The 26,926-nt window shown below is 67.2% G+C and carries 26 protein-coding genes; 8 read left to right on the top strand and 18 right to left on the bottom strand.

Annotation, left to right across the window (positions count from 1 at the left end; translation table 11 throughout):
- Positions 1 to 210 precede the first annotated feature (210 nt).
- Entirely contained in the window at positions 211 to 1,065 is an 855-nt protein-coding gene (locus C380_RS22190; RefSeq protein ID WP_015016083.1) for a YecA family protein, read from the top strand.
- Positions 1,066 to 1,791: 726 nt separating this feature from the next.
- On the opposite strand, the gene C380_RS22180 is transcribed toward C380_RS22190, so the two are convergent.
- From C380_RS22180 to C380_RS22150, 7 genes are all read right to left on the bottom strand, one after another.
- Positions 1,792 to 2,280, bottom strand: a complete 489-nt coding sequence (locus tag C380_RS22180; RefSeq protein WP_015016081.1) for a nuclear transport factor 2 family protein — start codon at positions 2,278 to 2,280, stop codon at positions 1,792 to 1,794.
- A gap of 48 nt (positions 2,281 to 2,328) precedes the next feature.
- Positions 2,329 to 3,234 (bottom strand): alpha/beta fold hydrolase, encoded by a 906-nt coding sequence (locus tag C380_RS22175; RefSeq protein ID WP_015016080.1) that lies wholly within the window; start codon positions 3,232 to 3,234, stop codon positions 2,329 to 2,331.
- A 92-nt stretch (positions 3,235 to 3,326) separates the two neighbouring features.
- The gene (locus tag C380_RS22170; protein WP_015016079.1) at positions 3,327 to 3,854 is read right to left on the bottom strand and encodes a CinA family protein; all 528 of its coding nucleotides are present in this window, start codon (positions 3,852 to 3,854) and stop codon (positions 3,327 to 3,329) included.
- Entirely contained in the window at positions 3,854 to 4,378 is a 525-nt protein-coding gene (locus C380_RS22165) for a phosphatidylglycerophosphatase A (RefSeq protein WP_015016078.1), read from the bottom strand. The genes C380_RS22170 and C380_RS22165 overlap by 1 nt, the downstream gene beginning before the upstream one ends.
- Before the next feature lie 18 nt (positions 4,379 to 4,396).
- Positions 4,397 to 4,876, bottom strand: coding sequence for a universal stress protein (locus C380_RS22160; protein WP_015016077.1), 480 nt, complete (start codon positions 4,874 to 4,876; stop codon positions 4,397 to 4,399).
- A gap of 110 nt (positions 4,877 to 4,986) precedes the next feature.
- Positions 4,987 to 6,669 carry a DUF4139 domain-containing protein gene (locus C380_RS22155; protein WP_015016076.1) on the bottom strand — a complete coding sequence of 561 codons (1,683 nt, stop codon included), beginning with the start codon at positions 6,667 to 6,669 and terminating at the stop codon, positions 4,987 to 4,989.
- Between the two features lie 68 nt (positions 6,670 to 6,737).
- Positions 6,738 to 7,622 carry a LysR family transcriptional regulator gene (locus C380_RS22150; protein ID WP_015016075.1) on the bottom strand — a complete coding sequence of 295 codons (885 nt, stop codon included), beginning with the start codon at positions 7,620 to 7,622 and terminating at the stop codon, positions 6,738 to 6,740.
- A 142-nt stretch (positions 7,623 to 7,764) separates the two neighbouring features.
- Between C380_RS22150 and C380_RS22145 the strand changes: the two genes are divergently transcribed.
- A complete protein-coding gene (locus tag C380_RS22145; RefSeq protein ID WP_015016074.1) occupies positions 7,765 to 8,820 on the top strand; it encodes an NAD-dependent epimerase/dehydratase family protein in 1,056 nt (351 codons plus the stop codon).
- 17 nt (positions 8,821 to 8,837) lie between these two features.
- Positions 8,838 to 10,025, top strand: a complete 1,188-nt coding sequence (locus C380_RS22140) for a hypothetical protein (protein ID WP_015016073.1) — start codon at positions 8,838 to 8,840, stop codon at positions 10,023 to 10,025.
- A gap of 79 nt (positions 10,026 to 10,104) precedes the next feature.
- Here C380_RS22140 and C380_RS25175 read toward each other — a convergent pair whose 3' ends face one another.
- Positions 10,105 to 10,347, bottom strand: a complete 243-nt coding sequence (locus C380_RS25175) for a hypothetical protein (RefSeq protein ID WP_148280004.1) — start codon at positions 10,345 to 10,347, stop codon at positions 10,105 to 10,107.
- Here C380_RS25175 and C380_RS22135 point away from each other — a divergent pair.
- Positions 10,334 to 11,494 (top strand): ferric reductase-like transmembrane domain-containing protein, encoded by a 1,161-nt coding sequence (locus C380_RS22135; RefSeq protein WP_085944707.1) that lies wholly within the window; start codon positions 10,334 to 10,336, stop codon positions 11,492 to 11,494. The genes C380_RS25175 and C380_RS22135 overlap by 14 nt on opposite strands.
- A 23-nt stretch (positions 11,495 to 11,517) precedes the next feature.
- Here the strand turns inward: C380_RS22135 and C380_RS22130 are convergent, their stop codons facing one another.
- The 7 genes from C380_RS22130 to apaG all read right to left on the bottom strand — a co-directional run bounded on the left by C380_RS22130 (position 11,518) and on the right by apaG (position 18,487).
- Entirely contained in the window at positions 11,518 to 12,069 is a 552-nt protein-coding gene (locus C380_RS22130) for an RNA polymerase sigma factor (protein WP_043565772.1), read from the bottom strand.
- Positions 12,070 to 12,079: 10 nt separating this feature from the next.
- Positions 12,080 to 12,283, bottom strand: a complete 204-nt coding sequence (locus C380_RS22125; protein ID WP_015016070.1) for a DUF2892 domain-containing protein — start codon at positions 12,281 to 12,283, stop codon at positions 12,080 to 12,082.
- 119 nt (positions 12,284 to 12,402) lie between these two features.
- A complete protein-coding gene (gene thiL, locus C380_RS22120) occupies positions 12,403 to 13,377 on the bottom strand; it encodes a thiamine-phosphate kinase (protein ID WP_015016069.1) in 975 nt (324 codons plus the stop codon).
- A gap of 56 nt (positions 13,378 to 13,433) precedes the next feature.
- On the bottom strand, positions 13,434 to 14,561 hold the full coding sequence (locus C380_RS22115) for a YbdK family carboxylate-amine ligase (protein WP_015016068.1): 1,128 nt from the start codon (positions 14,559 to 14,561) through the stop codon (positions 13,434 to 13,436).
- Complete coding sequence (locus tag C380_RS22110) at positions 14,551 to 15,813, bottom strand: cation:proton antiporter (protein WP_015016067.1); 1,263 nt, start codon at positions 15,811 to 15,813, stop codon at positions 14,551 to 14,553. Before C380_RS22110 ends, C380_RS22115 begins: the two co-directional genes overlap by 11 nt.
- A 159-nt stretch (positions 15,814 to 15,972) precedes the next feature.
- The gene (locus C380_RS22105; RefSeq protein WP_015016066.1) at positions 15,973 to 17,991 is read right to left on the bottom strand and encodes a site-specific recombinase; all 2,019 of its coding nucleotides are present in this window, start codon (positions 17,989 to 17,991) and stop codon (positions 15,973 to 15,975) included.
- An 88-nt stretch (positions 17,992 to 18,079) separates the two neighbouring features.
- Complete coding sequence (gene apaG, locus C380_RS22100) at positions 18,080 to 18,487, bottom strand: Co2+/Mg2+ efflux protein ApaG (RefSeq protein WP_015016065.1); 408 nt, start codon at positions 18,485 to 18,487, stop codon at positions 18,080 to 18,082.
- Positions 18,488 to 18,576: 89 nt separating this feature from the next.
- Here apaG and rpe point away from each other — a divergent pair, with 89 nt between their 5' ends.
- Positions 18,577 to 19,257 carry a ribulose-phosphate 3-epimerase gene (gene rpe, locus C380_RS22095; RefSeq protein ID WP_015016064.1) on the top strand — a complete coding sequence of 227 codons (681 nt, stop codon included), beginning with the start codon at positions 18,577 to 18,579 and terminating at the stop codon, positions 19,255 to 19,257.
- Between the two features lie 136 nt (positions 19,258 to 19,393).
- Here the strand turns inward: rpe and C380_RS22090 are convergent, their stop codons facing one another.
- From C380_RS22090 to C380_RS22080, 3 genes are all read right to left on the bottom strand, one after another.
- Positions 19,394 to 19,792, bottom strand: a complete 399-nt coding sequence (locus C380_RS22090) for a hypothetical protein (protein WP_015016063.1) — start codon at positions 19,790 to 19,792, stop codon at positions 19,394 to 19,396.
- Between the two features lie 128 nt (positions 19,793 to 19,920).
- Positions 19,921 to 22,134, bottom strand: a complete 2,214-nt coding sequence (locus tag C380_RS22085) for a HAMP domain-containing sensor histidine kinase (RefSeq protein WP_043565770.1) — start codon at positions 22,132 to 22,134, stop codon at positions 19,921 to 19,923.
- A 166-nt stretch (positions 22,135 to 22,300) separates the two neighbouring features.
- The gene (locus C380_RS22080) at positions 22,301 to 22,999 is read right to left on the bottom strand and encodes a response regulator transcription factor (protein ID WP_015016061.1); all 699 of its coding nucleotides are present in this window, start codon (positions 22,997 to 22,999) and stop codon (positions 22,301 to 22,303) included.
- A gap of 239 nt (positions 23,000 to 23,238) precedes the next feature.
- Here C380_RS22080 and C380_RS22075 point away from each other — a divergent pair, with 239 nt between their 5' ends.
- The 3 genes from C380_RS22075 to C380_RS22065 all read left to right on the top strand — a co-directional run bounded on the left by C380_RS22075 (position 23,239) and on the right by C380_RS22065 (position 26,897).
- The gene (locus C380_RS22075; protein ID WP_015016060.1) at positions 23,239 to 24,585 is read left to right on the top strand and encodes an SPFH domain-containing protein; all 1,347 of its coding nucleotides are present in this window, start codon (positions 23,239 to 23,241) and stop codon (positions 24,583 to 24,585) included.
- Between the two features lie 2 nt (positions 24,586 to 24,587).
- Entirely contained in the window at positions 24,588 to 26,108 is a 1,521-nt protein-coding gene (locus C380_RS22070) for a hypothetical protein (RefSeq protein WP_015016059.1), read from the top strand.
- 78 nt (positions 26,109 to 26,186) lie between these two features.
- A complete protein-coding gene (locus tag C380_RS22065; protein ID WP_015016058.1) occupies positions 26,187 to 26,897 on the top strand; it encodes a phosphoglycolate phosphatase in 711 nt (236 codons plus the stop codon).
- The last annotated feature ends 29 nt before the right edge of the window (positions 26,898 to 26,926 follow it).

Below are 26,926 nucleotides of genomic sequence, written 5' to 3'. Positions count from 1 at the left end.
CCTGGTTCTGGGCGGTGGCGCGGGAGGGCTACACTGACCGCCTTTTTATCGGGTTGCCATGTTGCGCGCGGCTCTTTTTTCACGCCCTGGCCTTGCCTGGGCCGCCTTGCATCTGCCGCTGACGAGCGCCACAGCACAAGGCCAGCGCATCATAAAAGTAAAACATCGCTTTACTGCCCCCGCTTTCTCGCTTGACGACCGGAGCCTCCCATGACCGAACCCACATCGCCCACCCCCGCTCACGACGACCTCGACGCCTCCGCTGCACCCGCTGCCGCACTGGGCCCCGACGAGCTGGAGGAGATGGACAACATCCTCGACGACCTGCGCGCGCGCGGCGAGGAAATCCCGCAGTGGGAGTTCTGCGACGGCTTCATGACCGCGCTGATCTGCAGCCGCCGCCCCATTGGCCCGGCCGAATACCTGCCCATGCTGCTGGGCGACGGCGCCGAGCTGGACGTGGCCGAGGGCGAGCCGCTGCCCTTGCTGCCCGCGTTTGCCGACGCTGCCCAGCAAGCCCGCTTCATGGACCTGTGGATGCGCCGCTGGAACGAGATCGTGGCCCAGCTCGACACCGACGTGAAGACGCTGGACGACGACCGCACCTTCCAGCCCGAAGCCATGGACATGCGCGGCGCCGTGGCCAGCCTGACCGACGAGCAGCGCGCCGAGATGGGCGACGACCAGGAGATCCCGTCCTTTGGCCAGGTGTGGGCGCTGGGCTTCATGTTTGCCGTGGAAAACTGGCCTGAAGACTGGGCCGCCCCGCGCGACAAGGAAGCCGCCAAGTGGCTGGACGATGCGCTGGAGCGCATCGTGGCCCTGACCGAAGACGACACCGGCAAGCCCGAAGTCTGCATGTACGACGAAGACGGCCCACCCAGCACCAGCCAGGCGCGCGTGGAAGCCTTCGGCGAAGCCATCTGGGCTGTGTACGACCTGCGCCAGCTATGGACGAGCATGGGCCCGCGTGTGGAGACGGTGCGCAAGGCGCCCGAGCCCGGGCGCAACGACCCTTGCCACTGCGGCAGCGGCAAGAAGTACAAGAAGTGCCACGGGGCTTGAGGTCGCCGATACTACTTATTTGATAGCTGCTAGCGCTTATTGATTAAGCGCTAGCGGTCAAATAGAGCTTGCAATGCCGAACTCGCGGAGCATGGTCAAGGAGAAGCACGAGTGCTTTCAAGTCGCGCTGCTCATAAGTGAGTTAGATCGTCGGCATCGCTCGCAATACCGAGTCATTGCAGAGCCAGATCCACCTGAGGCAATCATTCGATCGGGAAAAACGACGCGGTGGATTGAGGTCGTCACAGCATATTGGAACGATGCCTATGCGAAGGATTTGAACTCCTATGCGACGCTAGGCGAAACTCATGTACCTATAGGTAATGGTCCGTTCATGAACATGGACGACGAGTTTGCAGCGAGATTCATCCATTCGGTGAAGTCAAAGCTCGAGAAGCAGGGTTACGTTCCTTTTCGAGAAAGGTACGGTCCCGGGTACTTGCTTGTCTCCATTCACTATCCCTTCTTTGGCTCCGACACAATGGAGTTAGTCGAAAAGAAGTGGGCGCAAGTTGATGTCAAAGATCTAGGTTGTTTTAGATCGGTGTACGTTACGTTTCGAACATTCAACGGGTACAAAGTACTGCGATGGAAAGTGATGTGACGCCCCTTGCGCGCCTGGTACGTCATGTTGAATGGAAACTTATCTGGTAGACATCGACTACGCATGGCAGAGAGCCGTAGCTCAACAGCGCCGAGCTGTTAGCGCCGCCGCAAAGCCATCCCTCATCCCTGCGCCAGAAACTTCTTCAGATTCCCCGCCGCCGTACTGCGCACCTTGCGCTTGAGCGAGGGCGACCAGCCCAGCAGCAGCCCGGGTGCACCCAATGCCTGCTGCGCCCAGCGCCAGAAGTTGAACCGGTCGCGGTGCGTGGCAATCAGCCCGTCGGGCGTGAAGGTGAAGGTGCCGTCGATGATGTTGTGCACCTTGCGTCCCGTGGCGCTGAAGAGGTAGTGCGCCTCCCAGTGTGCTTTGCCTTGCCTGTCGTCGGCCTCGATGCCGCTGAAATCCAGCTTCCAGTGCTCTGCGGCGCCGGGTTTTTGGGTGGAGGTGCACAGCATGCGCCACATGCCGCCAATCTGGTCGCGGCCTTTGAGCGAGAAGGCCTCGTCGTCAAAGGTGGCGTCGGGCGCGTAGCAGGCGGCCATGGTGGCGTGGTCGAGCTGTGCGAAGGCGGTGTAAAAGCGCTGCAGGGTCTGGGCGTTGGAGTGCATGAAGACGGTGTCCGGCGAGGTGCAGAGAAAAAGCGGGCGGTGCGCGTGTCAGCGCATGAAGCTGCGAAGTGCCTCGGCGGTTTCGCCGGGCAATTGTTCAGGAATGAAGTGCCCCGCAGGCACGGCCTGCCCGCTGACCACGCCTGCACACTGCGCCTGCCACAGCGCCAGCGGATCAAACAGCCGGTGCACGACACCGTGCGCGCCCCAGATCACCAGGGTGTCGCACGCAATCTTCTCGCCGCGCGCGCGGCTGTCGCGGTCATGGTCCAGGTCGATGCCTGCGCTGGCGCGGTAGTCCTCGCAGGCGGTGTGGATGGCTTCGGGTGTGCAAAAGCAGCGCTCATAGTCGGCCAGGGCCTGGGGCTCGATGTGGGCCAGGCCTGCGCTGCCCCAGCCTCCCAGCTTGGCGTGCAGGTAGGCGCGCGCGTTGCCGCCGATCATGGTTTCGGGCAGCGGTGCGGGTTGGATCAGGTGGAACCAGTGGTAGTAGGCGCGCGCAAACTCCATGTCGGTGCGCGCGTACATGTCGAGCGTTGGGGCGATGTCGATCACGCACAGCCTCTTCACGCGCGCGGCGTGGTCCAGCGCGAGCCGGTGGGCCACCCGGCCGCCCCGGTCATGGCCGCACAGGTAGAACCGGTCGTGGCCCAGGGCAGTCATCACCTCGGCCATGTCTTGCGCCAGGGCGCGTTTGCTGTAGTTGCTGTGGTCGGGCAGGCCGGGCGCGTGGGATGAGTCGCCATAGCCGCGCAGGTCTGGCAGCACCAGGCAGTAGTCGCGCGCCAGCTGCTGCGCCACGCGGTGCCACAGCGCATGCGTTTGTGGAAAGCCGTGCAGCAACAGCAGCGGGGGCGCGCCCACGGTGCCGCCGGTGCGCACAAAGATCTCCGCGCCCGAGGTGGTGATGCGCTGGGTGGCAAAGCCGTCAAACCAGGAGGGTGTCGTTGTCATGGCCGTATGGTGTGGCAAGGGGCGGGGGAAGCCCTGTCTTGTGGACGACAGCAGCGTTGCCCATGCCGGGGCCTGGGACCTTGCCAGCGAGGTCAGGCAGGCAGCAAGCTCAGCAGCCGCTTCAGCGCGTACCGCAGCGTGGCCGTGCGGACGGCGGCGCGGTCCCCGGCAAAGTGCTGCATTTCGCTGTGGGTTTCGCCGCCCACGCACCAGGCAAACCACACGGTGCCCACCGGCTTGGCCTCGGTGCCGCCTGTGGGGCCCGCGACGCCCGTCACGGCCAAGCTGACCTGCGCGCGCGAGTGGGCAAGGGCGCCGTCGGCCATGGCACGCGCTACGGGCTCGCTCACTGCACCGTGCTGCTCGATCAGGCCGGGGGGCACGCCCAGCATCTCGGCCTTGGCCTCGTTGGAATAGGTCACAAAGCCGCGCTCAAACCACTGGCTGGAGCCCGACAGGTCGGTGCAGGCGGCGGCGATCATGCCGCCGGTGCAGCTCTCGGCAGTGGCCAGCATGTGGCGGCGGGCCAGCAAACGCAGCGATATTTGCGTCAAATTGGCATCAAGCGCTTGTACTTCTTGCGCTAGTAGCTCACTTTTTGATAGTGATGTGGGTGCCATCAGAACCTCCACAGTGCGATGACCAGCAAGGTACAGAAGGCTGCCACAAAGTCGTCCCACAAGATACCCCAGCCCCCGCGCCAGCCAAAGCCCTTGAACAGGCTGTCGGCCCAGCCCACCGGGCCAGGTTTGGCGGCATCAAAAAAGCGGAACAGCCCAAACGCCACCACCTGCCCCCACAGCCCCATGGGCATGGCCAGCCACAGCACCAGCCAGAAGGCCACCACCTCGTCCCACACGATGCTGCCGGGGTCGGCCACGCGCATATGGCGGGCTGTGGTGGTGCAGGCCCACCAGCCCACCACGGTGCTGACCACGATCAGCAGGCCCATTTGCCGCGGGTTCAGCCACTGCTGCAGCACCAGGTATGCCAGCCAGGCCCACAGCGTGCCCACGGTGCCTGGCGCCTTGGGGGCCAGGCCGGCACCAAAGCCCAGCGCCATGAAGTGGGCCGGGTGGGACAGCATGAAGCGCACGCTGGGGCGCAGGGGGGCCAGGGGTGGCAGTGGCTCGGAAGCGGTCATGTCGCGACGGAAAATTGATCAGGCGCTGGCGGCACCGCCGTCTGCCCCGGCAGGCAGGCGCACCAGCAGTACAGGCACGGGGGCGGTGCGGGCAATCTGCTCGGCATCACTGCCCATCAGCACGCGTGCCAGGCCACGGCGCCCATGGGTGCCCAGCACGATCAGGTCGGCGCCCCAGGCTTTGGCGTGTTCCACCACCAGGTCAGCCACCCGGGCGTCGAGGTTTTCGATCAGCACGGTGTCCACCGGCACGCCGCTTTGCGCCACGCGCTCCTGGGTGCGGTGCAGCAAGGCCTCGCCGGCCTGGCGCAGGCGGGGCAGCACTTCCTGGCTGTAAACCTCGGGCCGCTCAAAACCGCTGATGTGGGCCAAAGGGTCCATCACGTTCAGCAGGCGAATGCGTCCGCCCGTGGCCTGGGCCAGGCCCGTGGCTTCGTTCACGGCGTGGTCGGCAGTGGGGCTGCCGTCAACGGCAACGAGGAGGTGTTGGTAACTCATGGCGGCGGGCTCCTGGGGGCTCGGTGGCGCCTTGGCGGGCGCTGTGACGGATTGTGACCGACCCGCTGTTGCGCGGGGCGTTCAGAGGGCCTGTCACCGTGTCTCCAAGGTCACTGGCGTTCGATCAGCTCCACGTCCTTGGGGTAACGGATGGTGTGCTCGGCACTGAACTGTGCCGTGGCCCCTGCGGCCACTGGCTGCTGCCAGGCCACGGTGCCGGGCGTGCGGTTCCAGGCCGTGTCTGCCGGCTGGGGCTGGTAGCGCGATTCGACCTCGATCTTTTCATTGCGCGAGACCGGTGCGGCATGCAGCACCTGCAGCGTGACGGCCGTCTTGTGGCGGTTCTCCACGCTGTAGGCCCGGCGCGTCTTGCGCTCCACGCGCGAGCCGGTAAACCCGCTGCTGCCCGTCAGGTCCTGCACAGGCTCGGCCCGCACGGTGACCAGTTCATCGCGGCCAAACGACAGGCTGGTGCTGCCGGCCGGGGCACCCGCACTGGGCGTGCCAAAGTCGATGCGGCCGTTGCCCACAAAGGCGCCGTCGCGGTACAGGCCCGCTGCGCCCGCAGGCCACACACCGGGCGGCTGCGCAATCTGCGCGACCAGGTAGGCCGCTTCTTCCACGGCGGGTGCCGTGCGTGTGATCAGTGTGGCGGGGGCGCTGTGGCTGCCCAGCGCCAGCGTCACGCGCTGGCCGCTGGAGGGCACGGTGATGCGCTGGGGCACGGCGAACTCGGTGGCAAACCCCTTGTCGAGGGCGCTGACGTCGAACGTGGGCATGGCCTCTTCGGCGGCATTGCGGGACCGGGACAGTGACGCAACGGTTGGTGCGGGCGCTGGTGCCATCGCCATGGCGGGTGCAGGCGAGCCTTGGGGCGGGGGCGCCACGTTCAGCCACCAGGGGCGCGGCAGTTGTCCTTGTGTGGCGCGCCCGGGCTGGCCCGTCGACAAAGTCAGCTGCACGTTGCCCCAGTCTTCACCACTGTTCTGCGCCACCAAGGCCTGGCGCTCGATCAGCACCGTGGATTTGTTGGCATCGAGCGTCGCCCGGTAGCTGGGCTGCCAGCCGGGGCCGCGCACCTGGTAGGACAGGCGCAGTTCGGCCTCACGCTCCGTGGCCAGGTGGATGGTGACCGACACCACCCGCGCGCGTTGGCTGGCCACGCGGTCGCGCTCTGCCACGAGCGGCTTGAGGGACAGTTCCAGTGCCTCCTGCTTGCGCTGGAGCTGGTGCGCGCGCGCAAAGCTGTCCTGCCCGGATTTGCGCAGGACCTCGGCGGTGGCGGTGATCTGTGCGGGCGTCGGTGTGGCAGCACGGGGGGCGGAAGTGGCAGGCGCTGCCGACTCCGGGCCCGCGCCAGTTTGCGCCACGCTGCGCAGATAGCCATCCACCAGCTGCAGGGCCGAAGCCTCGGCCTTCACCCCGGCGATCTGATCCTCCAGCTCACGGATGCGGCCGTCCAGCGGGCTGGCACAGCCTGCCGCCACATCGCGGTCTTCGGTGAGCACATTGAACTCGCCCACGCGCACGGCGGGGTCGGCATTGATCTGCAGGCTCTGCACATCCAGCGATGCGGGCAGGCAGGCCAGCGTGAGGCTGCGGGCGCCCGCCGCCACCTTGGCCACACGCTCTACCGTGGCGCTGCCGGGGTAGACGGTGACACGGGCGATGCGGGAGGTGTCTTGGGCGGCTGCGGACAGCGGGGCCAGGATGGTCAGTCCCAGGGCCAGCAGGGCAGGGTGCGTTGCAAGACGCAGGAAGGGGACGGGGAATGGTGGGCTCACGGGGCGCATGGAGCTCCTTGGGCGCGAGAGACAAAGGGACTGGCATGCTAGCAGCCGCGCACTGGATTGACCGGGTTTCACAGCACCAAGGGCACCTCTGCCGCCAGAAAGTCATACACCGCCCTGATCTTGCGGCTGGTGCGTATCTCGCGGTGCACTGTCAGCCAGATGGGCAGATCAGGAAGCGGCAACTGGGGCAGCACCGCCACCACGTTCGGGTCGGTGCGGGCCATGTAGTTACCCACAAAGCCAATGCCCAGCCCTGCGCGCACGGCCTCCCAGTAGGCCATGAGGTCGTCGGTGCGAAACGCAAAGTGCTGGCGTTCCACGGGGTAGCCCATGGCGGCAAAACCTTGCTGGATGTCTTCGTGCCGGTCGTTGCCCACCAGCTCGTGCTGCAGCAGGTCGGGCGGTTGGCGGGGCGTGCCCTTGCGGCGCAGGTAGTCGCGGTGGGCGTAGGCGCCCAGCGTGACGGCGCCGATGCGCTTGGCCACCAGGCTGGCCTGGTCGGGGCGCACCATGCGCAGCGCAATGTCGGCCTCGCGCCGCAGCAGGTTGGTGACCTGGTTGCTGGCCACCAGCTCCACCTGCACCTCAGGCAGGGCCTGGCGCATGCGCGCCAGCACGGGCGGCAGCAGCACGCAGGCCACGGGCTGGCTGGCGGTGATGCGCACGGTACCGGTCACACCTTCCTCGGCGCCCGACACGCTGCGTGCCAGCTGGTGGGCGCCCATCTCCATGGCGCGGGCTGACTCGGCCAGCCGCAGCGCCGTGGCCGTGGGCAGCAGGCCGCGCCCGGTGCGCTCGAACAGCACCACGCCCAGCTGCGATTCCAGTTCGGCAATGTGGCGGCCGATGGTGGGCTGGCTGGCGTTGAGCGCGCGTGCGGCGCCCAGCAGGCTGCCCTGGTCGAGCGCGGCCAGGAAGGACTGCACGAGGCTCCAGTCAAAGGTCTGATTCATGGCGATAGCGTGCCTGCGAAAGGGCCACAGCGGGGTGGTTGGTGGTATTCATATTTGCATTGCTGGTATGAATGCTTAGCCAATTGTGTAACGGTGCCTGCGTTTTCACAATCGCTCTATCCCTTGTGAATGGAGCCCTGGCATGACCCCTCAACCCTTGCTTCCCACCGCTGGCGAACAGCCGCCTACCGTGTTGATCCTGGGCGCCCGGGGCCGCCTGGGCCTGGCTGCCACCCGTGCGTTTGCACAGGCAGGCTGGCAGGTGCTGGCCCAGGTGCGGCCCGGCGCGCAGCGCGCCACCTTGCCTGCCATCGCCGGGGTGTGGTGGATGCCCGTGGCGGTCGACGACACCGCCGCGCTGGTCGCCCAGGCGCAAGGGGCGCAGGTGGTGGTGCATGCGCTCAACCCCGCCTACACCCACAAGGCCTGGCGCGAAGAGGCACCCGCATTGATGGAGGCGGCCATTGCCGTCAGCCGCCAGCTGCGCGCCACGCTGATGCTGCCGGGCAACGTCTACAACTTTGGCGAATCCATGCCGCCCGTGCTGCGCGAAGACACGCCCCAGGCCGCCACCGGTTTCAAGGGCCGCATGCGGGTGCAGCTGGAGCAGCGCCTGCAGGCCGCCACGCAAGGGGGCGAGATGCGCGCCGTGGTGCTGCGCGCCGGGGACTTCTTTGGCAGTGGCACCGGCAGCTGGATCGACCAGGCCATCGCCAAGGACCTGCCCCGGGGCCGCATCACCTGGCCCGGCCCGCTGGACGTGGCCACGCCCTGGGCCTACCTGCCCGACCTGGCCCGCACGCTGGTGCGCGTGGCGCAGGAGCGGCACCGGCTGGCCGCCTTCGAGTGCCTGCACTTCGCGGGCCACCACGTCACCGCGCAGCAGTGGCTGCGCAGCTTCACGGCCATTGCGGCGGAGCAGGGCTGGCTGCCCACAACGGGGGCGCTGCGGGTGGGGAAGTTGCCTTGGCCCTTGCTGCGCTTGGCCGGCTTGGTGGCACCCACGTTCGCCGCGTTGGCGGACATGCGCTACCTGTGGAGCACGCCGCACCGGCTGGACAACACCCGCCTGCGCGCCCTGATCGGCGACGAAGTCCACACCCCGTTTGACCAGGCCGTGCGCCAGGCGCTGGCGGACCTAGGGCTGGTGGCCATTCACACGCCCCGCGCCGCGCTGGCCGGGCCCCACCCACTTTGACCCTTTGGAGCACTCCCATGAACCGTCGCAACTTCATCCGCCTGGCCGGTGGCGGCACCATCGCCGCTGCCACGGCAGGCTCGCTGGCTGCCTGTGGCGCACTGGGCTCGCACTATCCCGCCGAGGCGGTGGAGGCCTGGAACGGCCCGGTGGGCGAGACCGACTTGCGCCGCCGCGCCGTGGCTTACGCCATCACCGCGCCCAACCCGCACAACCTGCAGCCCTGGCTGGTGGACCTGCGCGAGCAGGGCGTGATCACCCTGCGCACCGACCGCGAGCGCGTGCTGCCCCACACCGATCCGCTGGGCCGCCAGATCCTCATCGGCCACGGCGCGTTTCTGGAACTGCTGGTAATGGCGCTGGCCCAGCAGGGCGTGGCCAGCCAGGTGCAGCTGTGGCCGCAGGGCGAGCTGCCCACGGCGCTGAAAGACTGGGACGAGCGCCCGGTGGCGCGCATCACGCTGCAGCCCGGCGGCCAGCCTGACCCGCTGTTTGCCCAGGTGCTGTTGCGCCGCACGCCCAAGACCGATTTCGACACCACCCGCCCGGTGGCGCCCGAACTGCTGGCCCGCCTGCTGGCCAGCGCCCCAGCCTCCGGGCAGACCGCATTGCGCGTGGGCGGCACCGTGGCGGCCGAGCAGTTGCCCGCATTGCGCACGCTGTGCTGGGAGTCTGCCCAGGTCGAGCTGCTCACGCCGCGCACCATGATGGAAAGCATCCACCTCACGCGCGTGGGCCCGGCGGAGATCCTGCAGCACCGCGATGGCATCTCGATCAATTCGCCCTTTGTGCGCGCGGTGTCGGCCCTTGGTCTGTTCGACCGCTCCGCGCCACCCGCGGAAGGCAGCGCGGCGTACAAAAATGCCATGGGCCGCTTTGAAGGCCACAGCCGCACGGCCATGGGTTTTGTATGGATCACCGGCCCCAACACCCGCAGCGACCAGATCCACACCGGGCGGCTGTATGTGCGCCAGCAGTTGCAGGCCACGGCGCTGGGTGTGGGCATGCACCCCATGAGCCAGGCGGTGCAGGAATTTGCCGAGATGGCCCCGCACTTCGAGCGCGTGCACCAGCTGGTGCTGGGGCGGCCCGCGCCGCGCACACCCCAGGAGCCCACCGTGCAGATGTTCTGCCGCATTGGCTACCCGCAGGGCGAGGTGCCTGCCACGCCGCGCAGGCCGCTTGCGCGTTTTGTGCAGGCTTGATTCCGAGGAGGGCAGCACCTGCGCAAAGGGCTGATGCAGATCAACCTCCGGCCACAAGCTGGCGCGCTTTGCCGCTGCTTCACACACTGTTCAGGTGGCGTTCATCGCGGGTTTCTACAGTTGCTGCATTGCAACAATTAGTGGGGCTGGTGATGTGGAAGAAGGTTTTTGGGGGCACTCTGGCGGTGGCCATGGGCGTGTGGATGTTGGCTTTGATCGTGCCCCAGCCTGCACCGCCCGCGTGGGGCGATGTCTGATGGTGGCGTAACCAGCTGATCCTGCTCACCGGGGTGGCAGCCTGGGCGCTGATGTCGCTGATCATGGTGCTGGCCGTGCGGCCCGCGTGGCTGGAAAAGCCGCTCGGTGGCCTGGACAAGAGCTACCGCCTGCACAAGTGGGCGGGTATCGGCGCGATTGTGCTGGCGTTGCTGCACTACGGGCTGCAGCTGTCGCGCAGCCTGCTGGCTGACTGGGTAGGCCGCCCGGTGCGCACGCCGCGCGCGGATTGGTGGTTCAACACCTTCCGCCACCTGGCCGAGGAGATGGGGGAATGGGCCGTGTGGTTCCTCGCGGCCATGTTGGTCATCACGCTGTGGCAGCGGTTTCCGTACCACGTGTGGCGCTACCTGCACAAGCTGCTGGCCGTGGTGTACCTGGTGCTGGCCTTCCATGCCGTGGTGCTCACGCCGCCTGCCTGGTGGCAGCAGCCTGCGGGTGTGCTGGTCGGCCTGTGCACGCTGGTGGGGGTGCTGTGCGCCGTGCGCTCGCTGGCCGGGGCCATCGGGCGCAGCCGCCGCCATGCGGCCCGCGTGGTGAGCGTGGCGCCACGAGGGGCCCGCGTGCTGGAGGTGACTTGTCAGGTCAGCCCTGCCAGTGCCTGGCGGCATACGGCAGGGCAGTTTGCGTTTGTCACGTTTGGCAAGGCAGAAGGCGCGCACCCGTTCACCCTGCTCAATGCCGATCAGGGTGACGGCACGCTGCGCTTTGCGATCAAGGCGCTGGGCGATCACACGGCACAGTTGCCTTTGCAAGTGCAGCCGGGCCAGCGGGTGGACATCGAGGGGCCTTATGGCTGTTTTGACTTTCGCAGCGACAGCGCGCCCGAGCAGGTGTGGGTGGCTGCGGGCATCGGCGCCACGCCGTTCATGGCCTGGCTGGAGTCGCTGCAGACCACGCCCGCGCTGGCGCCACGGGTGCACCTGCACTACTGTGTGCGCCATGCGGACGAGGCGGTGTTTGCCGAGCGCATGGGTGCACTGTGTGCCCGCTTGCCCAGCGTGACGCTGGAGATCCACTACAGCAACGACACCGGGCCCGTGACACCCGCAGCGTTGCTCGCAGGCACCAGCCCGGCGGCGAGTGTGTGGTTCTGTGGACCGCAGGGTTTTGCCGAGGCGGTGCGCCAGGGCATGGAGCAGTTGGGGCGCTCGCCTGCGCGCTTTCACCAGGAGCTGTTCCAGATGCGCTGAGGCGGGTTCTCCGCGCCGCAGCGCTATGTGGTGCCGGTGCGGTCCGTGGGTGCTAGGTACTCCCGCACCAGGGCCCGCGCGCGGTGCAGGCGGCTTTTGGCCGCCTCGCGCGTCACACCCAGCCGCTGCGCCATCTCCTCGATGGTCAGCTCCTCGAAGTCGCGCATCAGCAGGGCCTCGCGGTACAGGGGCGGCAGCGAGTCGATGGCCAGGGCAAGGTCATGGCGCAGTTCGTGGTCGGGGCGGTGCGACCAGGCGAGGTTGTCTTCCACCTGTGCCAGCGGCTCGCCCTTGAGCCAGGCCAGCATGGGCTGCATGCACAGCCGCTGCACGATGCGCACCACCCACCCGCCGAACGCCGCCACCTCGCGCAGCGCGCCCACGCGGCGGTACACGATGATGAGTGCCTCCTGCACGACGTCGTCCGTCGCGGTGGTGGCCGCGCAGTGGCGCAGCGCATAGCGGCGGATGTCAGGACGGGTGAGGCGCAGCAGCTGCTCCATCGCATCGGCGTTACCGCTGCGCGCGGCGGGCAGCAGCTGGGTCACGGTGAGGGGCGGGGACGTTGCTGTCATGGGGCGCCGCTCACTCGACCGGCTTGCGGCCCACCATGGCGCAGGCGGGGCAGTAGCCGAACGCCCCGCTCAGGATGCTGCCCACGCCCGAGGCGGCCAGCACCAGGCCCAGGGGCGATGCGGACATCCACCACAGCCCGGCGGCGATGAGGGCGATCCCACCGACAACGCGCAGCAGGCTTTCGGGGCGGGTAATGTTCTTGCGGTACAGCATGGTGAAAAGCTCCTTGGTGGGGTGACGAAGGTGCCAGCACAGGGCGCCTTCACCACCAAGAGCCACTATTTGCGCAAAAGGATTCATGGGTTGAAAAAATTTTTGCCGTCCACCACCCATCACCCGAAATGGTCGAACGAGGCATAGCGGTTTTCCACCACGTGCCCCAGTGCATCCACCAACTGCAGGCCGGGCTCGGCCAGCACCGTGCCAATGCGGGTGACGGGCGTGCCGCTGGCTTGCGACGCGGCAGCCACGGCATCGCGCCGCGCGGGTGGGGCGGTGAAGGCCAGTTCGTAGTCGTCACCGCCAGCCAACGTGCATTGGTGGAGCAGTTTGGCGTCGAATACGCCAGATGCGCTAGTCGAATATGCCTTTTCTGCTATCAAATCAGTAGTCAATGAGGTGTCGATGCGGGCCCCCACGCCAGAGGCTTTCAGGATGTGCGACAGGTCGCCCAGCAGGCCATCGCTCACATCCATCGCGCTGCTGGCCACACCGCGCAGCGCCAGGCCCAGGGCCACGCGCGGGGTGGGGCGCTCCAGCCGCTGGCGCGCGCGGGCCAGCACCTCGGTGGGCAGGGCAATGTGGCCGAGCAGCGCCTCCAGCGCCAGCCTGGCGTCGCCCAGCGTGCCACTCACATAGATGTCGTCGCCGGGCTGTGCGCGGCTGCGCAGCAGGGCCTGGCCGGTGGGTACCTCGCCAAACACGGTGATGCAGATGTTGAGCGGGCCCTGCGTGGTGTCGCCGCCCACCAGCTCGCAGCCGTGGGCATCGGCCAGCGCCAGCAGCCCGCGCGAGAAGCCTGCGAGCCAGGCCTCATCGACCCGGGGCAGCGACAGGGCCAGCGTGAACGCGAGCGGCTTGGCACCACACGCCGCCAGGTCGGACAGGTTCACGGCCAGCGCCTTGTGGCCCAGGGCTTCGGGGTCCACGTCGGCAAAGAAGTGGCGGCCCTCCACCAGCATGTCGCTGCTGATGGCCAGCTGCATGCCGGTGCGCGGTGCCAGCAAGGCACAGTCGTCGCCCACGCCCAGCACGGCGTGGCGAACGGGGCGCGTGAAGTAGCGCGCAATCAAGTCAAATTCACCCATGCCCCGATTGTGAGTGGGATAAGAGCGGGCAGCTGGTGGAGGGACGTGCCAGATTCTCAGCCGGCTGCCGCGCCGCGAAAGCGCTGCGCTGCCTGGCGGCTTACCTCGGCCAGCAGCTGCTCTTCGCTCTGGCGCTGGCGCAGCCAGCGGGCATCGTTCTGCCCCGCCTCGACCTCGGTGCGCAGCATGTGCATGGCGCTTGATGCGCCCTGTACGGCCGCGTGGCCTGCGATCTTGTCCATGGTGCGCAGGATGTGCTCGCGCAGCGGCATGTGGTCGCCCGTGGCCGGGTCCACATACACCGCGTCCATGCCAAACCTGCAGGCCTGGAAGCGGTTGTAGGTGTACACGAGGTAGTCGTCCTCTTCAGGCATGAAGGGCTGGTCCGCCAGGAACCACGCGCCCAGCGACTGCACGTAGCCTGCGAGGGCCGCCGCGCGCTCGATGGTGAGCGGCGTGTCGAACACGCGGATCTCGATGGTGCCGAACTCGGGCTTGGGGCGGATGTCCCAGTAAAAGTCCTTCATGCTCTTGACCACGCCCGTGCGGGTCATCTTGTTGAAGTAGGTGGTGAAGTCGTCCCAGGTCAGCGCCATCGGGGCGCGGCCCGACAGGGGGAATGCAAACACCGAGTTGAGTCGGGCCGAGTCAAACGCTGTGTCCTGCCCCTGCACGTACGGGCTGGACGCCGACAGCGCAATGAAGTGCGGGATATAGCGCGACATGCGGTGCAGCATCAGCAGCGCGGCATCTGCATCGGGGCATCCAATGTGCACGTGTTGACCAAAGATGGTGAACTGCTTGGACAGGTAGCCGTACAGCTCGGACAGCTCGCGAAAACGTGGCTTGTCGTAGATGCGGCGCTCATGCCACTGTTGGAACGGGTGCGTGCCGCCACCCACCACGGCGATGTTGAGCTTGTCGGCGCTCTTGACCAGCGCATCGCGGATGGGGGTGAGCTGGCCCAGCACCTCGCTGGCCGAGTGGCAGATGCCGGTGGAGATTTCGATCATGCTGTTCGTCATCTCGGGCACCACGCTGCCGGGCAGCGGGGTTTTCTTCATGAGGCGCAGCATGTCCTCGGCATAGGGCGCGAGGTCGTAGTCGTTGGTGTTGACCAGCTGCAGCTCCAGCTCGACGCCCAGCGTCAGCGGCTCGGAATGGTTGAAGGCTTCAAGACTCACGGCTGTTCTCTCCGTTGTTGCTGCTACGCGTCAGGGGCGCCCAGGGTTTGGAGCTTTCGCCCGCACGGTAAATGGCCACGGTGGCAATGACGGCGCCGAACACTTCCATCAGCAAGATGGCAGGCAGTGCCACGCCCGCGATCACATGGCCGGTGGAAGGCGATGCGAGCACGAACTGCGAGGCAATCAGCAGGGCGATGGAGGACATGGGCGTCATCGCGCAGCCCACCCACAGGGCTTGCTTCCAGCTGGCGCCGCTGCCCACATTGCCCAGTGCCACGCCCAGCGCCTTGGCCAACAGGCGCACTGCAATCAGGGCCAGCACCACACCGGCCACGGGGGCGCTCCAGTCGGCCTGGGCCGCCACGGTGGAGACCAGCACAAACATCAGCATGGTGAGCAGCGACGAGGCATTGCCCAGCTGACGCGGCCAGGCCCAGGGGCGGGGGTTGAGCTGCTTGAGCATCATGCCGCCCAGCAAGGCGGCCAGGGGGGCGGAGCCGCCCATGTGCGCCGCCACCGCTGTGCCCGCTGCCACCAGCGCCAGGAACAGCATGGAGGTGTTTTCGCTCGTGGGGCTCATGAAGCGCAGCGCGAGGCGCAGTACCAGAGACAACGCGGCGGCGACCAGAATGGACACGCCCAGCACCACCACCACGGGCGAGATGGTTTCGAGCAGGGTGAGGCTCTGGCGGTTAATAAGTTCTGCCTTGGCACTGCCCAAAGTCAGCGCGTAGAGCGTGGAGAGTGTGGTGAGTACGATGGCGCGCTCCGTCACCGGGCCCGCTGCGCGGGTGTCGGCCACCACGCGGGTTAGCACTGCAGGCGATGCAGCCAGCGCCACCAGCGCCAGCGGGCCTGCCGCCTGGGGCGGCAGCTGCAACCACACCAGCACCCAGTACACGGCAAAGTAGGTCAGTACCGACTCGGCAATGCTCTGCACCAGCACCATGGGGTTGTGGCGGAACCAGCGCAGCGGAATGCGGCCGCCGCATTCAAACAGCACGATGGCCACGCCCAGCTCCAGCAGGAACAGGCCAATGCCTTGCAGCGGCCAGACCGCGCCGCTGAAGCCCGCTAGGCCCGCTGCCGTGCCGACGAGCGAATAACCCACCACCTTGGGCAGGCCCGTGTGGCGCTGGGTGAGATAACCCGCCATGGCCGCCACCGCCAGCAGCAGTGACCATTGCACCGTGGGCAGCCCGGCCGACGGGCGCAGCCACTGCGCCCAAAAGCTCAGGATTTCATTCATGTCATCAGACCTCTGCGTCAGACGGGCGGAGCCCGTCGCTGTGGAGACTCCGGCACAAGTGCCGTCCGCAGGCGGGACGGTGTGGGCCGGAGCGTTGGTGCCCCGAATTTACAGGCGGAAACACTCCGCCCTTGTAGGACAGAGGCGGCGGTTGGCGCGTCAACCCTGTGCCGGTGTGGGCACCGGGCGCTGTCGCTCGGGTACAAAAAAACTCAGGGGCGCGGTGCGCAGGCGGGCGCGGATGGCGGCATAGATGCGTGCGCGGTCCACACCGCTCACGTTCTGCGCGCGCAGTGCTAGGCTGAAGGCCAGGTAGAAGCTCACCGACACGTTCAACGCACCCAGGAAAGGCAGCGAGGCCATGGCCCACCAGAACGCTGGCATCTGCAGCACCTGCAGCCCCAGTGTGGCGCTGGCGGCCGCCATCTGCCCGGTGGACAGGGTGACGTGACGCACATCCAGCCCCAGCCCGAAGAACGCAGCAAACGCGGGTACCAGGCCGAGCATGAAGCCCAGCGAGATGTTGGCCGCAAAGCCCGACAGGTTCTCGCGCAGGAAGCGCGCCCAGCGCGCAGCGCGCTCGGCGCCCAGCAGCCCGGTGATGCGGGGGTTGTAGTGCAGGGCCGAGTCCATGCGGTGCAGCACAAACCAGTTCTCCGTCCAGCCCGCGATGATGCTGGACGCGAACAGCAGTACCCCGGTGAACGCGGCAAAGAACAGCGACGGCCCCAGCAGGTGCAGGGACTCGAACACATGCTCGGCCTGCTTCTCGCTGATGGCCGGGTGGCCGGTGGCCAGTGCAATCAACGCGGCCAGCCCCAGCACTGCCGGGAACACCACCAGTACGTTGCCCAGCACCGCGGCGACCTGCGAGCGCACCAGGTGCGTGATCTCGTCCACGAACGACTCGATGGCGTCGCCGGTGCCCAGCTCCTTGAGCTTGGCCGCCATGGCGGGCGCGGTCATGGCCGGTTGTTTGGTGGCCACCGTGAAGTGCAGCAACTGGATCAGCACAAAGCTCACGGCATAGTTGATGCCCGCCATGAAGCCGCCCCAGAAGGCCGAGAGCGCCAGCGCATACAGGCCAAACTTGATCAGGGTGGTGAAGGCCATCAGCGCCCCGCCCCCCGCCGCCTTGCGCAGCATGGAACGGTATTCGGCGCTGGTGCGGGTGATGTAGTGCTCGCCCGTTTCGGCGCTGCGCTCGGCCACCTTGGCTGCTAGCAGGGAGGAGTTGGAGGCCAGCAGCGCGCGCAGGCTGCGCCGCTCCTGCCCCACCATCACCAGCTGTGCCATGAGCTGCGCCGCAGTGACGGCGGGCTGCGCGGACAGCAGGCAGTCGAGCAGCACGCGCACGCGCAAGATGCGCTCGCGCAACTGGCGCAGGCGAAAGACCAGGCCCACAGAGATGCCGTTGTCCTCGAAGTGCGTGTACACCGTGGCGGCTGCGGCACGGCACGACTCCAGCCGCTCGCGCAGGCGTTGGGCGGTTTCGTTGAGCCGGTCGGGGGTGCGCAGGGCGTGCAGCACTTCCACGCGCAGGCTTTCCACATCGCGGATGAGCGCATGGAAGGGCTGTGCGTCGCGCGCAGATTCGTTCATGCGCAGCCGGAGTTCGGGTGCAAAACCGGTCGAAAGAATCTGCCCTGCACAGTAGGTGATGGCATCGAGCAGCGCCCGGTGCCAGCGCGTGGCGCCGCCAGCGCGCTCGTCGGCGTTGTCCTGGGCCAGCAGCATCACCAGGCGGTTCAGGGTGGCTTCATCCAGTGCGGCCAGCCATTGCGCGTCGAACGCGCTGGGCAACGCCAGCATGAACAGTTCGGACGCATCGATGGTCTCGGGGCTGCCGGGCAACAGCTTGGTGCGCAGGCGCTCGGCGATCTCGCTCACCAGGGCGGTGCGGGGCGCAAAGCCAAAGTCTGCGAGCAATGTGGTGATGTCCACCTGGTCTACCAGCGTCGCCCACCAGGCACGCAGCCGCACCTGAATATCGGGGCGCGCTGCAACCGCCTCCACGAACAGCTGCACCCGCCCCACAGCGGCAGGGACGGAATCCCGCTTGCCGCGCACCCAGTTCAGCAGATAGATCAGCCACAGGTGGCGATGGGCCAGATCGGCGGTTGGCTCCAGTGCGGCCAGCAGGCCGGCGAGGTCTTTGGGCTCGGCGGAATTTTTCATGGTCGGACTGCTCTCAGCAGCAAAGCAGCTCCTCCAATGGGAAGCGGCCCCACGGAAGGGTGAGCGTGGGGGCTGTGGGAATGGTTCTTCAATGCAGCACCCGGCCACTCAGGGGTTCGCCCGACGGGCCGTGGCTAATCGCCTCCAGCACAAACAGGGGCACGGGCGTGTCAAACGGCTCGCCGTCCTCGGCCACACAATGGAAGGTGCCGTGCATCGTGCCGCTGGATGTACGCAGGCGGCAGCCGCTGGTGTACTGGAACGACTCCCCGGGCTTGAGCAGGGGCTGCTGTCCCACCACGCCCAGGCCCTTGACCTCTTCGGTGTGGCCGCGCGCGTCACTGATGATCCAGTGCCGCGAGATCAGCTGGCCGGGTGCATCGCCCGCATTGGTGATGGTGATGGTGTACGCGAAGCTGAACACCCCCGTGTCCGGCGCAGACTGCTCGGGCAGGTATTCGGGCAGCACTTCCACGTCAAACTGGTACTTTGGCATGGGCCGCATGGTAACCGTGCGGCCCTGCATGTGGGTCACTGCCGGGCGCCAAAAACCCCAGGGGTTCTGCGCTTTGCGACAATCGGGGGATGAGCCGCACATTCCGAATCGCCCCCTCCATCCTCTCTGCCGATTTTGCCCGCCTGGGCGAAGAAGTGCGCAATGTCATTGCCGCTGGCGCCGACTGGATCCATTTCGACGTGATGGACAACCATTACGTGCCCAACCTGACGTTTGGCCCCATGGTCTGCCAAGCCCTGAAGCCCCACGCCAAAACGCCTGCGGGCGCGGCCGTGCCGATTGACGTGCACCTGATGATCCAGCCGGTGGACGCTCTGGCCGCTGCGTTTGCCGACGCGGGGGCGGACTACATCAGCTTTCACCCCGATGCCTCGGGCCACGTGCACCGCAGCATCCAGGCCATCCGTTCCAAGGGCGTCAAACCCGGCCTGGTGTTCAACCCGGCTGAGCCTCTGGATGTGCTGGACTGGGTGATCGACGACATCGACCTCATCCTGATCATGAGCGTGAACCCCGGCTTTGGCGGCCAGAGCTTCATTGACTCAGCCCTGCGCAAGATCGAAGCCGTGCGCAAGCGCATCGACGCCTCGGGCAAAGACATCCGCCTGGAAGTGGACGGCGGCATCAAGACCGACAACATCCGCCGTGTGGCCGATGCCGGAGCCGATACGTTTGTGGCGGGCAGCGCCATCTTCGGCAAGCCCGACTACCAGGGCGTGATCAACGCCATGCGCGTGCAACTGGGCTGATCACGCGCCCAGGGAGTCTGTTTAGAGCGGCTAACAAAACTCAGCGAAGCGGTTCTGGCTAGGCGCTGTGTCGCAGGCAGTACGAGCAGTACGACAAGACACAGCAACGACGCCAGAAGAGTTTTGTTAGCCGCTCTTACTGCGGCACCACGGTGGTGGTGACGGACTCTCGCAGCACACCGCCTGCGGATACCGATCCGCTGGCGGGGCCCTGTACACGGCGCACGCACTCGGCCTGCTCGTCGGCATTCTGAAAGGCGGAGCAACGCTGCGTGGCGTTGCCAGCTGCCCGTGGCCCCGGGCTGCTGAGCTGGCCCTTGCGTGCTGCGTCCTGGGCGGCTCCCGCCTCGCGCAGGCAGGTGGCGAGCGAATCCTGGGTATTGTTGGTCATGCATTTCTGACGCTCCTGCTCGTAGCGTGCGTGGGCATCTGCGGCGGGCGATGGCTGTGCCATGGCCAGGGTACTGGCGGTGAACAAAGCGCTGGCCAGTGCCAAAGACAGCGGTGCGGAGGGCAAAAAGCCGGGACGTTTCATGGGAAGGACTCCTTGTTGTGGTCATTGCCCGAAGGCGTGATCGCAGCGTAGCGCTCCACCCTGCAACGCCTTGTCGGACGGCGCGCAGCCTCCCTGTCCGCCTGGGGTGTGTTTTTCTGCGCCCCGCGTCAGCCCAGCCGCTGGAAGGTGAGCACGAATGCCACACCCCCCTCGGTGTTGCGGGCGTTGATAGTGCCGCCCATCTTGGCCATGTAGGTCTTGGCCACGAACAGCCCCTGGCCCCGGTGTTCGCCTTCGCCCAACGGGGTGGGGCTGCTGGGGTCGGACACACCCAGTTCAAAAATCCGCTCCAGCAGGTCTTCGGCAATCGTCGATCCCTGGTTGTGCAGCGTGGCACTGGCGGTGGATTCTGATGCTGTGAGCGTCAGTGTGATCGGGCTGCCTGCGGGGCGGTAGCGGTCGGCATTGCGCAAGATATGGGTCACCACGTCTTCGAGTGCAAACTCGTCGGCGCGCACGATCACCGGGCTTGAGTTGTTCGAACCCGGGGCATACACCACATCCAGAATGCCCGCAAAGTGTGCGTTATTGGCCACGTTGCGCAAGAAGGCGTCCAGGTCCAGCCGCCCCTCGGGCACATCGGCGGCCTGCAGCGCCTCGGCGGGCGATGCCGTGCCGTAGAGCACGTGGATGGCTTGCTGCATGCGCTGCACGTAGCGGTGGCCGGGGTCTTGCGGGCCGTTCAGCGCCATCAGCGACTGCAGGGGCGACATGATCTCGTGCCCCACGGCGTGCCACATGTCGCGCTCTTGCTGGGCGCGCAGTTGTTCGCGTTGCAGGTCGTCCTTCACACGCTGCAGCAGGTCGGCCAGGCCGCCAGCCAGAATGCCCAGCTCGTCAGATCCGCGCAGGTCGGACACGTCCAGGTCACCCAGCCGGGGCCCGGTGTGGCCGGGCTGCACGTTGTACGACACTGCGGCGGCTCGGCGGGTGAGGGCGGTCACGCGTCGGATCAGGCCCACCTCCACCACCAGCCACGCCAGCGCAATCGCGCCTAGCATGGCGCCCAGGTACCACGACAGGCGCGTGGCCACGGCGGCCAGGCCTTGCTCCACCCCGCGCAGATGGCCGGTGAAGTTCACCACGTAGTTGCCGGTCGGCGTGTCCAGAATGTCCAGGCCTGTGGGGGCCTCTGGTGGCGTAGCTGCCGGGCCCACGCCTGCTGCCTCCAGCGGCAGCCAGCGGATCAGCCGCAGCAGCCAGGGCGCTGAGGGCTCTGCCTGCACCTCGACGCCCTTGAGGGTGATGGCACTGGCCTCGTCGCTGCCCATTTTGCGGATCTGCACCCGTTCGCCCGGCAGCAGGCTGCGCGAGAGGTCGCCCAGCGATGCGGCCAACTGCGCACCGGGCGCGTTGCTGTCAAACAGCGGCCTGGCGTCTTCGCCCGGCGCCAGCATCTCGACCCGCACACGCATTTGCCCCAGGTCTTCGGGCGGCCAGACCAGGGGCTCGTCCTTGCGAAACAGCGCTTCGCGGAACAGCTCGACGGGCAGGCGGATCGAGTAGTGGGTGCGGCGCAGGCAGTCCGTCGCTGAAGCCTCGCCAGTGAGGGCGCCGGCAGAGGTGCCCGTGGAGGCTTGGTTGGTGGGCTTAGGCGGCAGATCGCGGCACTGGCCGTTTTGCCACAGCCAGCCACGAAAGTCGCGCACGGGCCGTGCATGGGCATCGAGCTGCGGTGCGCCGGTGTCCACAAACCCCGTGAGCCGACCGCGCACCGCCGCGCTGCCTTGTGGGGGCATGGCTTCGTACGGCGCAATCCAGCGGTAGGTGGCGCCGCGCATGTCCAGGCTGATGCGCGCACGGTGCGCCTCGGCGGGCACCAGTGCGCCGCGCTCGCGGGGCGTCAGCTCGCCCGCATAAAAGCTGCCCACCAGGTAAATGAAGCCACCTGCATAGGGGTTGTTGCCAATCGCCGCGCACACCGAGGCCCCGTCGGGATACTGCACCGAGCAGCCCGCCATCTCCACCGCCTGCTGCGATTTTTGCGGGTCGTCAAAGTCGATGGCTGCGTAGGGCAGCAGCAGCGGCGCCAGCGGCGTTACGCCCTGGCCCAGGTGGCTGGCGTTGAGCAAGGCCAATTGGCCTGAAGGATGGCGCAGCCGCGCCATGACCTCGGCCTGGCTGCGCACAAAGCCGTGCTGGTAGGCCTGCCAGGCGCGCTCCTTTTCGTCCTTGAGCACCACCACGCTCAGCGCCACCGTGGCCAGGGCCAGCAGCACAAACACGCCGCGCACCAAGATGCGCAGGCGGAATGCTGGCAGGCCTAGGCGGGGCATTTCCAGGCGTGATATTTCAAGTGCGGGGTGCAGTAGGCGTTTCACTCAATTCCTCTCGCGTGAAAGTACCGTGCAGGGCGGCCAAAACTGGCGCCGCCCAGGCCAGGGCTGCCGCGCAAGGGCCGCCCCGCCGCGCTGGCTGCGTCCCCCTGCCCGCATTGCGCAGCAATGCGAGAGCGGGGGGAAGGCCCGCAGGGCCTCAGGGGGGTGTTCACCTTCCCGTCCAGCGGAAACCGCGCATGGGCACGTTTTCTATTCCCTCAAACCCAGGATCGACTTCACGCAGCGCCTCGCGGATGGTGCTCACGTGCTTGCGCACGTTGTCGCGGTTGCGGCCGCTTTTCACCACCTCAAACAGTTCGTCGTACGACACCACTTCGCCGCTGCGCTGGTGCAGCGTGGCCAGGATGCGCTGGGCCGTCAGTGGCAGGTTGATGCGCTCGCCGCGCCAGGTGGGGGTGCGTTGCCACAGCGGGTCCAGCACCAGCGCATCGCCCACCGATGAAGCGGCTGTGCTGGCCGGGGCCTGCGCCTGCGTGGTGCGCAGGATGTCGAGAAAAGTCTCGATGAAATCGGCCTCTTCAAACGTGGTTTTCTGCAGGTAGTCCCACGCGTCCAGCGCTTTCATGATGCTGCGGTAAATGGCGGCTGGCATGGCCGACACCACCAGCACCGGCGTGCCCTGGCGCAGCTTGTTGATAGCGTTGATGAGGGCCACGCCCGCATGGCGCTCGCGGCCCAGTTCGATGTCCAGCACCACCGCGTCGTAGTGCTCGCGGGCCAGCGCGGCCTCGGCCTCGTCGCGGGTGAACCACTGGTCGATGACGATGCCGCTCTTGGCGCTGCGTATCCACCCTGCCAACTGGTTGCTGGTGGGCAGGTCGTCTTCGATCACGGCAATGCGGGTCATGGGCAGGGCGGGCAGTGGAGGGGTTCGTGGGATGGGCGGATTATCCCGGCGGCCCGCGCCGGGCGGTGTGAGTTTTTCTTCCGGGGGCGGAAGGTTCGTGCGGGCGGTGTGAGCGCATTGGGGGCTGCGCTGCGTTGTTGCTTCCGGGGTGGATCCGAACAATCGGTTCTCAATGAGTCAGCCATTTTGGTTGCTCAGACACCGACAACAACACCGAACCAACCTGAGAGAGAAACACCATGAAAGCCACCTGGAACCGCATCGTGCAGCCCCTGAAGGGCCGTCGCTCCACCCCCTTGCCCGAAGCGGGCACTGAGCCCGTGCTGGACGCTGACCTGCAGGGCATCCCTCCCACGACTGGCCCCGTGTCGGCCGCCCCGTTGAACTGGGCCTACCTGCTGCCCACCGCCCGCACCGTGCGCTGGCTGGCCGCTGGTGCCGTGGTCGCCGCAGCGGGTCTGATGGTGTACCGCAACCCGCCCGTGCAACACCTGGCGCAAGGCGACCTGGGTGTGCGCCTGAACCAGTTCACCGGCGCGGTGAGCTTGTGGCGCGATGGCAGCGTGTGGGTGGTGCCCGGCCTGCACACAGTGCGCGTGTTCTCTCTGCGCGATCAGAGCTACCGCCCCGAAGCCATGCGCCAGGCCACGGGCAGCGCGCCGCTGCAGTCGGTGGAGGGCCTGTCGTTGGGGCTGGATCTGAGCGTGCGCTATGCGCTGGACCCCAACTCGCCCGCTGTGAAGGCTGGCAACCTGCCCGACAACGTAGGCGCAGACATCGTCGAGCCTGCCGTGCAGGGCCTGGTCTACAAGGTGTTTGCCCGCTACACAGTGCGTGAAATCTTCTCGTCCAAACGTGCCGAGATTGCGCAGATCATCGAAACCGAACTGCGCGCCCGTCTGGCGGCTGATGGCGTCACGCTGCGCAGCCTGCAGATTGGCAAGGTGGATTTACCCGCCGAGTACCGCCGGGGCATGGACAGCCTGCTGGCCGAAGAGCTGGCCTCCGAAAAAATGCGCTACACGCTGGAGCTGAAAGACAAGCGCGTGAAGGAAACCGAGCTGGACGCCAACGCCGACAAGGTGCGCCGCGAAGTGGCCGCCGAAGCCGCCGCCCGCGAGCAGGTCATTGCCGCCAAGGCCCAGGAAGAAGCTATGAAGCATGTGCTGCCCTTCAAGCAGCGCCAGATCGAGCAGCGCCAACTGGAAGCCGAAGCCGAGCGCGTGGCCCGCGTCAAAGCTGCCGAAGGTGCCGCCCAGGCCCGCCGCATCGAAGCCAATGGTGAGGCCGACGCCCGCCAGAAGCTGGCCGAAGCCGAGGCCTACCGCATGGACCGCGTGGGGAAGGTCAACGCCGAGCAAATGGCCCGCGAAGGCGCGCTGGTGACCAAGCACCCGCTGCTCATCCAGAAGACGCTGGCCGACAAGCTCTCGGACAAGATCCAGGTCATCATCGCGCCCCCGCCCACCAATGGCGACTTCATCGGTGCCGCGTTGCTGGGCGGAAACCGCAACGCACAGGCCAGTGCAGCCCAGGCTGCGGCCGTGGCCGACGACGCCTCCACCACCCAAGCTGTGGAGCAGTGAACATGAACGCCACCCTCGCTACCTTGCTGGCAGCCGTCGCCAGCGCCGCAGTGACCGTGGCGGCCGAGGCCGCTCCCCAGCCATCGCCCAGCGCCCAGGGCAGCGCCATCGTGGTGCAAGACCAGGCCAGCCTGCGCGCAGCCCCGCGCGACGGCGCCCAGCAGCAGGCCAGCCTGTGGCAGGGCGAAGTGCTGGAAGTGCGCGGCGAGCGCCTCGACTACCTGCAGGTGTGGGACCACAAGCGCGAGCGCGGTGGCTTCATCCGCGCCAGCGATGTGCGCCGCGTGGCCCTGACCGAGGCCGAAGGCCCCGCGCTGCTGGCCGTCATGCGCTTTGTGCAAGACACGCCGGGCGCCGAGGCGCTGGGCATTGGCCTCACTGCCGCCTACCTGCAAGCCGCGCCCGCCAAGGCCCTGGCCGGTGAGGAGGGCGCGCAGGCCTTTGATGCGCTGGGCACTTTTGCCGACCGGCTGGCCCGCCGTGCCTCGGTGGCCGTGCCGGGCAAGGCGTCAGGCGCCACGCTGTCGGCGCACCTGGATGTGGCCAATGGCTACGGCGTGCGCTTTGCCACCTACGAGGTTGAAGGCCGTATGCAGGTCTGCTACGAGGGCGAGGCCTTTCGCCGCCTGCTGGCCATGCCCGTGGCCGATGCCGAGCAGCGCGCCCGCGCCGCCCTGGCGCTGACCCGCCCCGAGTGCATCAACCCCGACCTGCCTGCGCATGAGCGCGCCAAGGTCACCACCTGGCAGGCTGACGTGCTGGAGCGCGTGGACGTGGCCAATCTGCCCGGCTACCTGCGCAACCGCGTGCAAATGCGCCGCGCCAGCGTGTGGGGCGCTGCGGCTTTTCAGCAGGCGCGCAAGAACGCTGCCGATCCAGCAGTGGCCGCTGCCGCGGCCCGTGCATTGACGGAACTCAGCGGCGTGAGTAAGGCCGAACTGCCCGACGAAGACCAGGCCGCCTACAACGACGCCGCCATGCGCGTGAGTGCTGTGCGCTGGGCCTTGGTGCCTGCTGCGGCCCCGGTGGCGGCTACGGGCAACCGCCCCACACTGCTGACCGAACCCGGTGCCCCTGGCGAAACCTGCGTGCTGCTGGTGGACGCGCAACACAGCGCCAAGGCCCCGCTACTGCGCCGCTGCACCTACGGCGTGGTATGGGCCGCATCGGCCAGCACCAACCGCGAAGGCACGGCCGTGGCCCTGGCGGTACAACCCATGGAAGGCTGGCGCGAGCTGTGGGTGCTGCGCAAAACGCAAGGCGGCTGGCTGGCCGATGTGTTGCCCCCCGCCGCCGCCACCCCCGAGACCGGCGTGGCCGAATGGGCGGGCTGGGTACCCGGCGGCCAGCAAATGCTGGTGGCCCGCGAAGCCCGGGGCCAGGGCCGCTACCGCAAGAGCTTTGAAGTGGTGCGGCTGGAGGGCCTGACCACGGAGCGCGTGACCGGCGATGTTGCCGCGCTGCCCCTGTTCCAGCGCTGGCAAGACCCAGCATGGAAGCGCGAAACGCTGAGCTTGCGTTGAACGAAGCAAGCTAGGTCGGGGGAGGATTTGGCGGGGTCCGTAAACTTGGCCCCGTCTTTTTCACTGAATGCCTGCTTCATGCCCGCTGCCGTTACGCCTTCGCTGTCCATCTTGCTCACCCGTGTGGACGCCGCCATCATCGACCTGGACGGAACCATGGTGGACACCATGGGTGATTTCAACGAGGCCCTGAACCGCATGCTGCGTGAGCTGGAGCTGCCGTCGATTGCAGCCCAGACGATCGAGCACATGGTGGGCAAGGGGTCGGAGCATCTGTTGCGCTCAGTGCTGCATCACGTCCTGGCGCAGGTCAATCAAGCCTCTATTGCTACGGAAATTGAAGCGCTCTATCCGTCGGCATGGGCCAGCTACCAGCGCCACTACCTCGCCATCAATGGCCAGTACGCGGGGGTCTATGACGGTGTGAAGGCGGGGCTGCAGGCTTTGCAAGCCCGTGGCCTGCGGCTGGCGTGCCTGACCAACAAGCCCCAGGACTTTGCGCTGCCCCTGCTGCAGTCCAAGGGCCTGGATGGGTATTTCGAGAAGGTCTTCGGTGGCGACTCGTTCGAGCGCAAGAAGCCCGACCCGTTGCCATTGCTCAAGACCTGCGAAGCCTTGGGTACCGACCCCGCGCGCACGCTCATGGTGGGCGACTCCAGCAACGATGCGCAGGCCGCGCGGGCTGCCGGCTGCCCGGTGGTGCTGGTCACCTACGGCTACAACCACGGCCAGCCCGTGCGGGCCGTGGATGCCGATGGTTTTGTGGATTCGCTGGCCCAGCTGACCTGAGCCTGCCGGTTCGGTCCGCGGGGCGCTGG

Origin of the sequence: Acidovorax sp. KKS102, assembly GCF_000302535.1 — a bacterium.
Lineage (GTDB): Bacteria > Pseudomonadota > Gammaproteobacteria > Burkholderiales > Burkholderiaceae_C > Acidovorax.
Note: the sequence above shows the minus strand (reverse complement) of the source record. Positions and strands in the feature narration are given on the sequence as shown.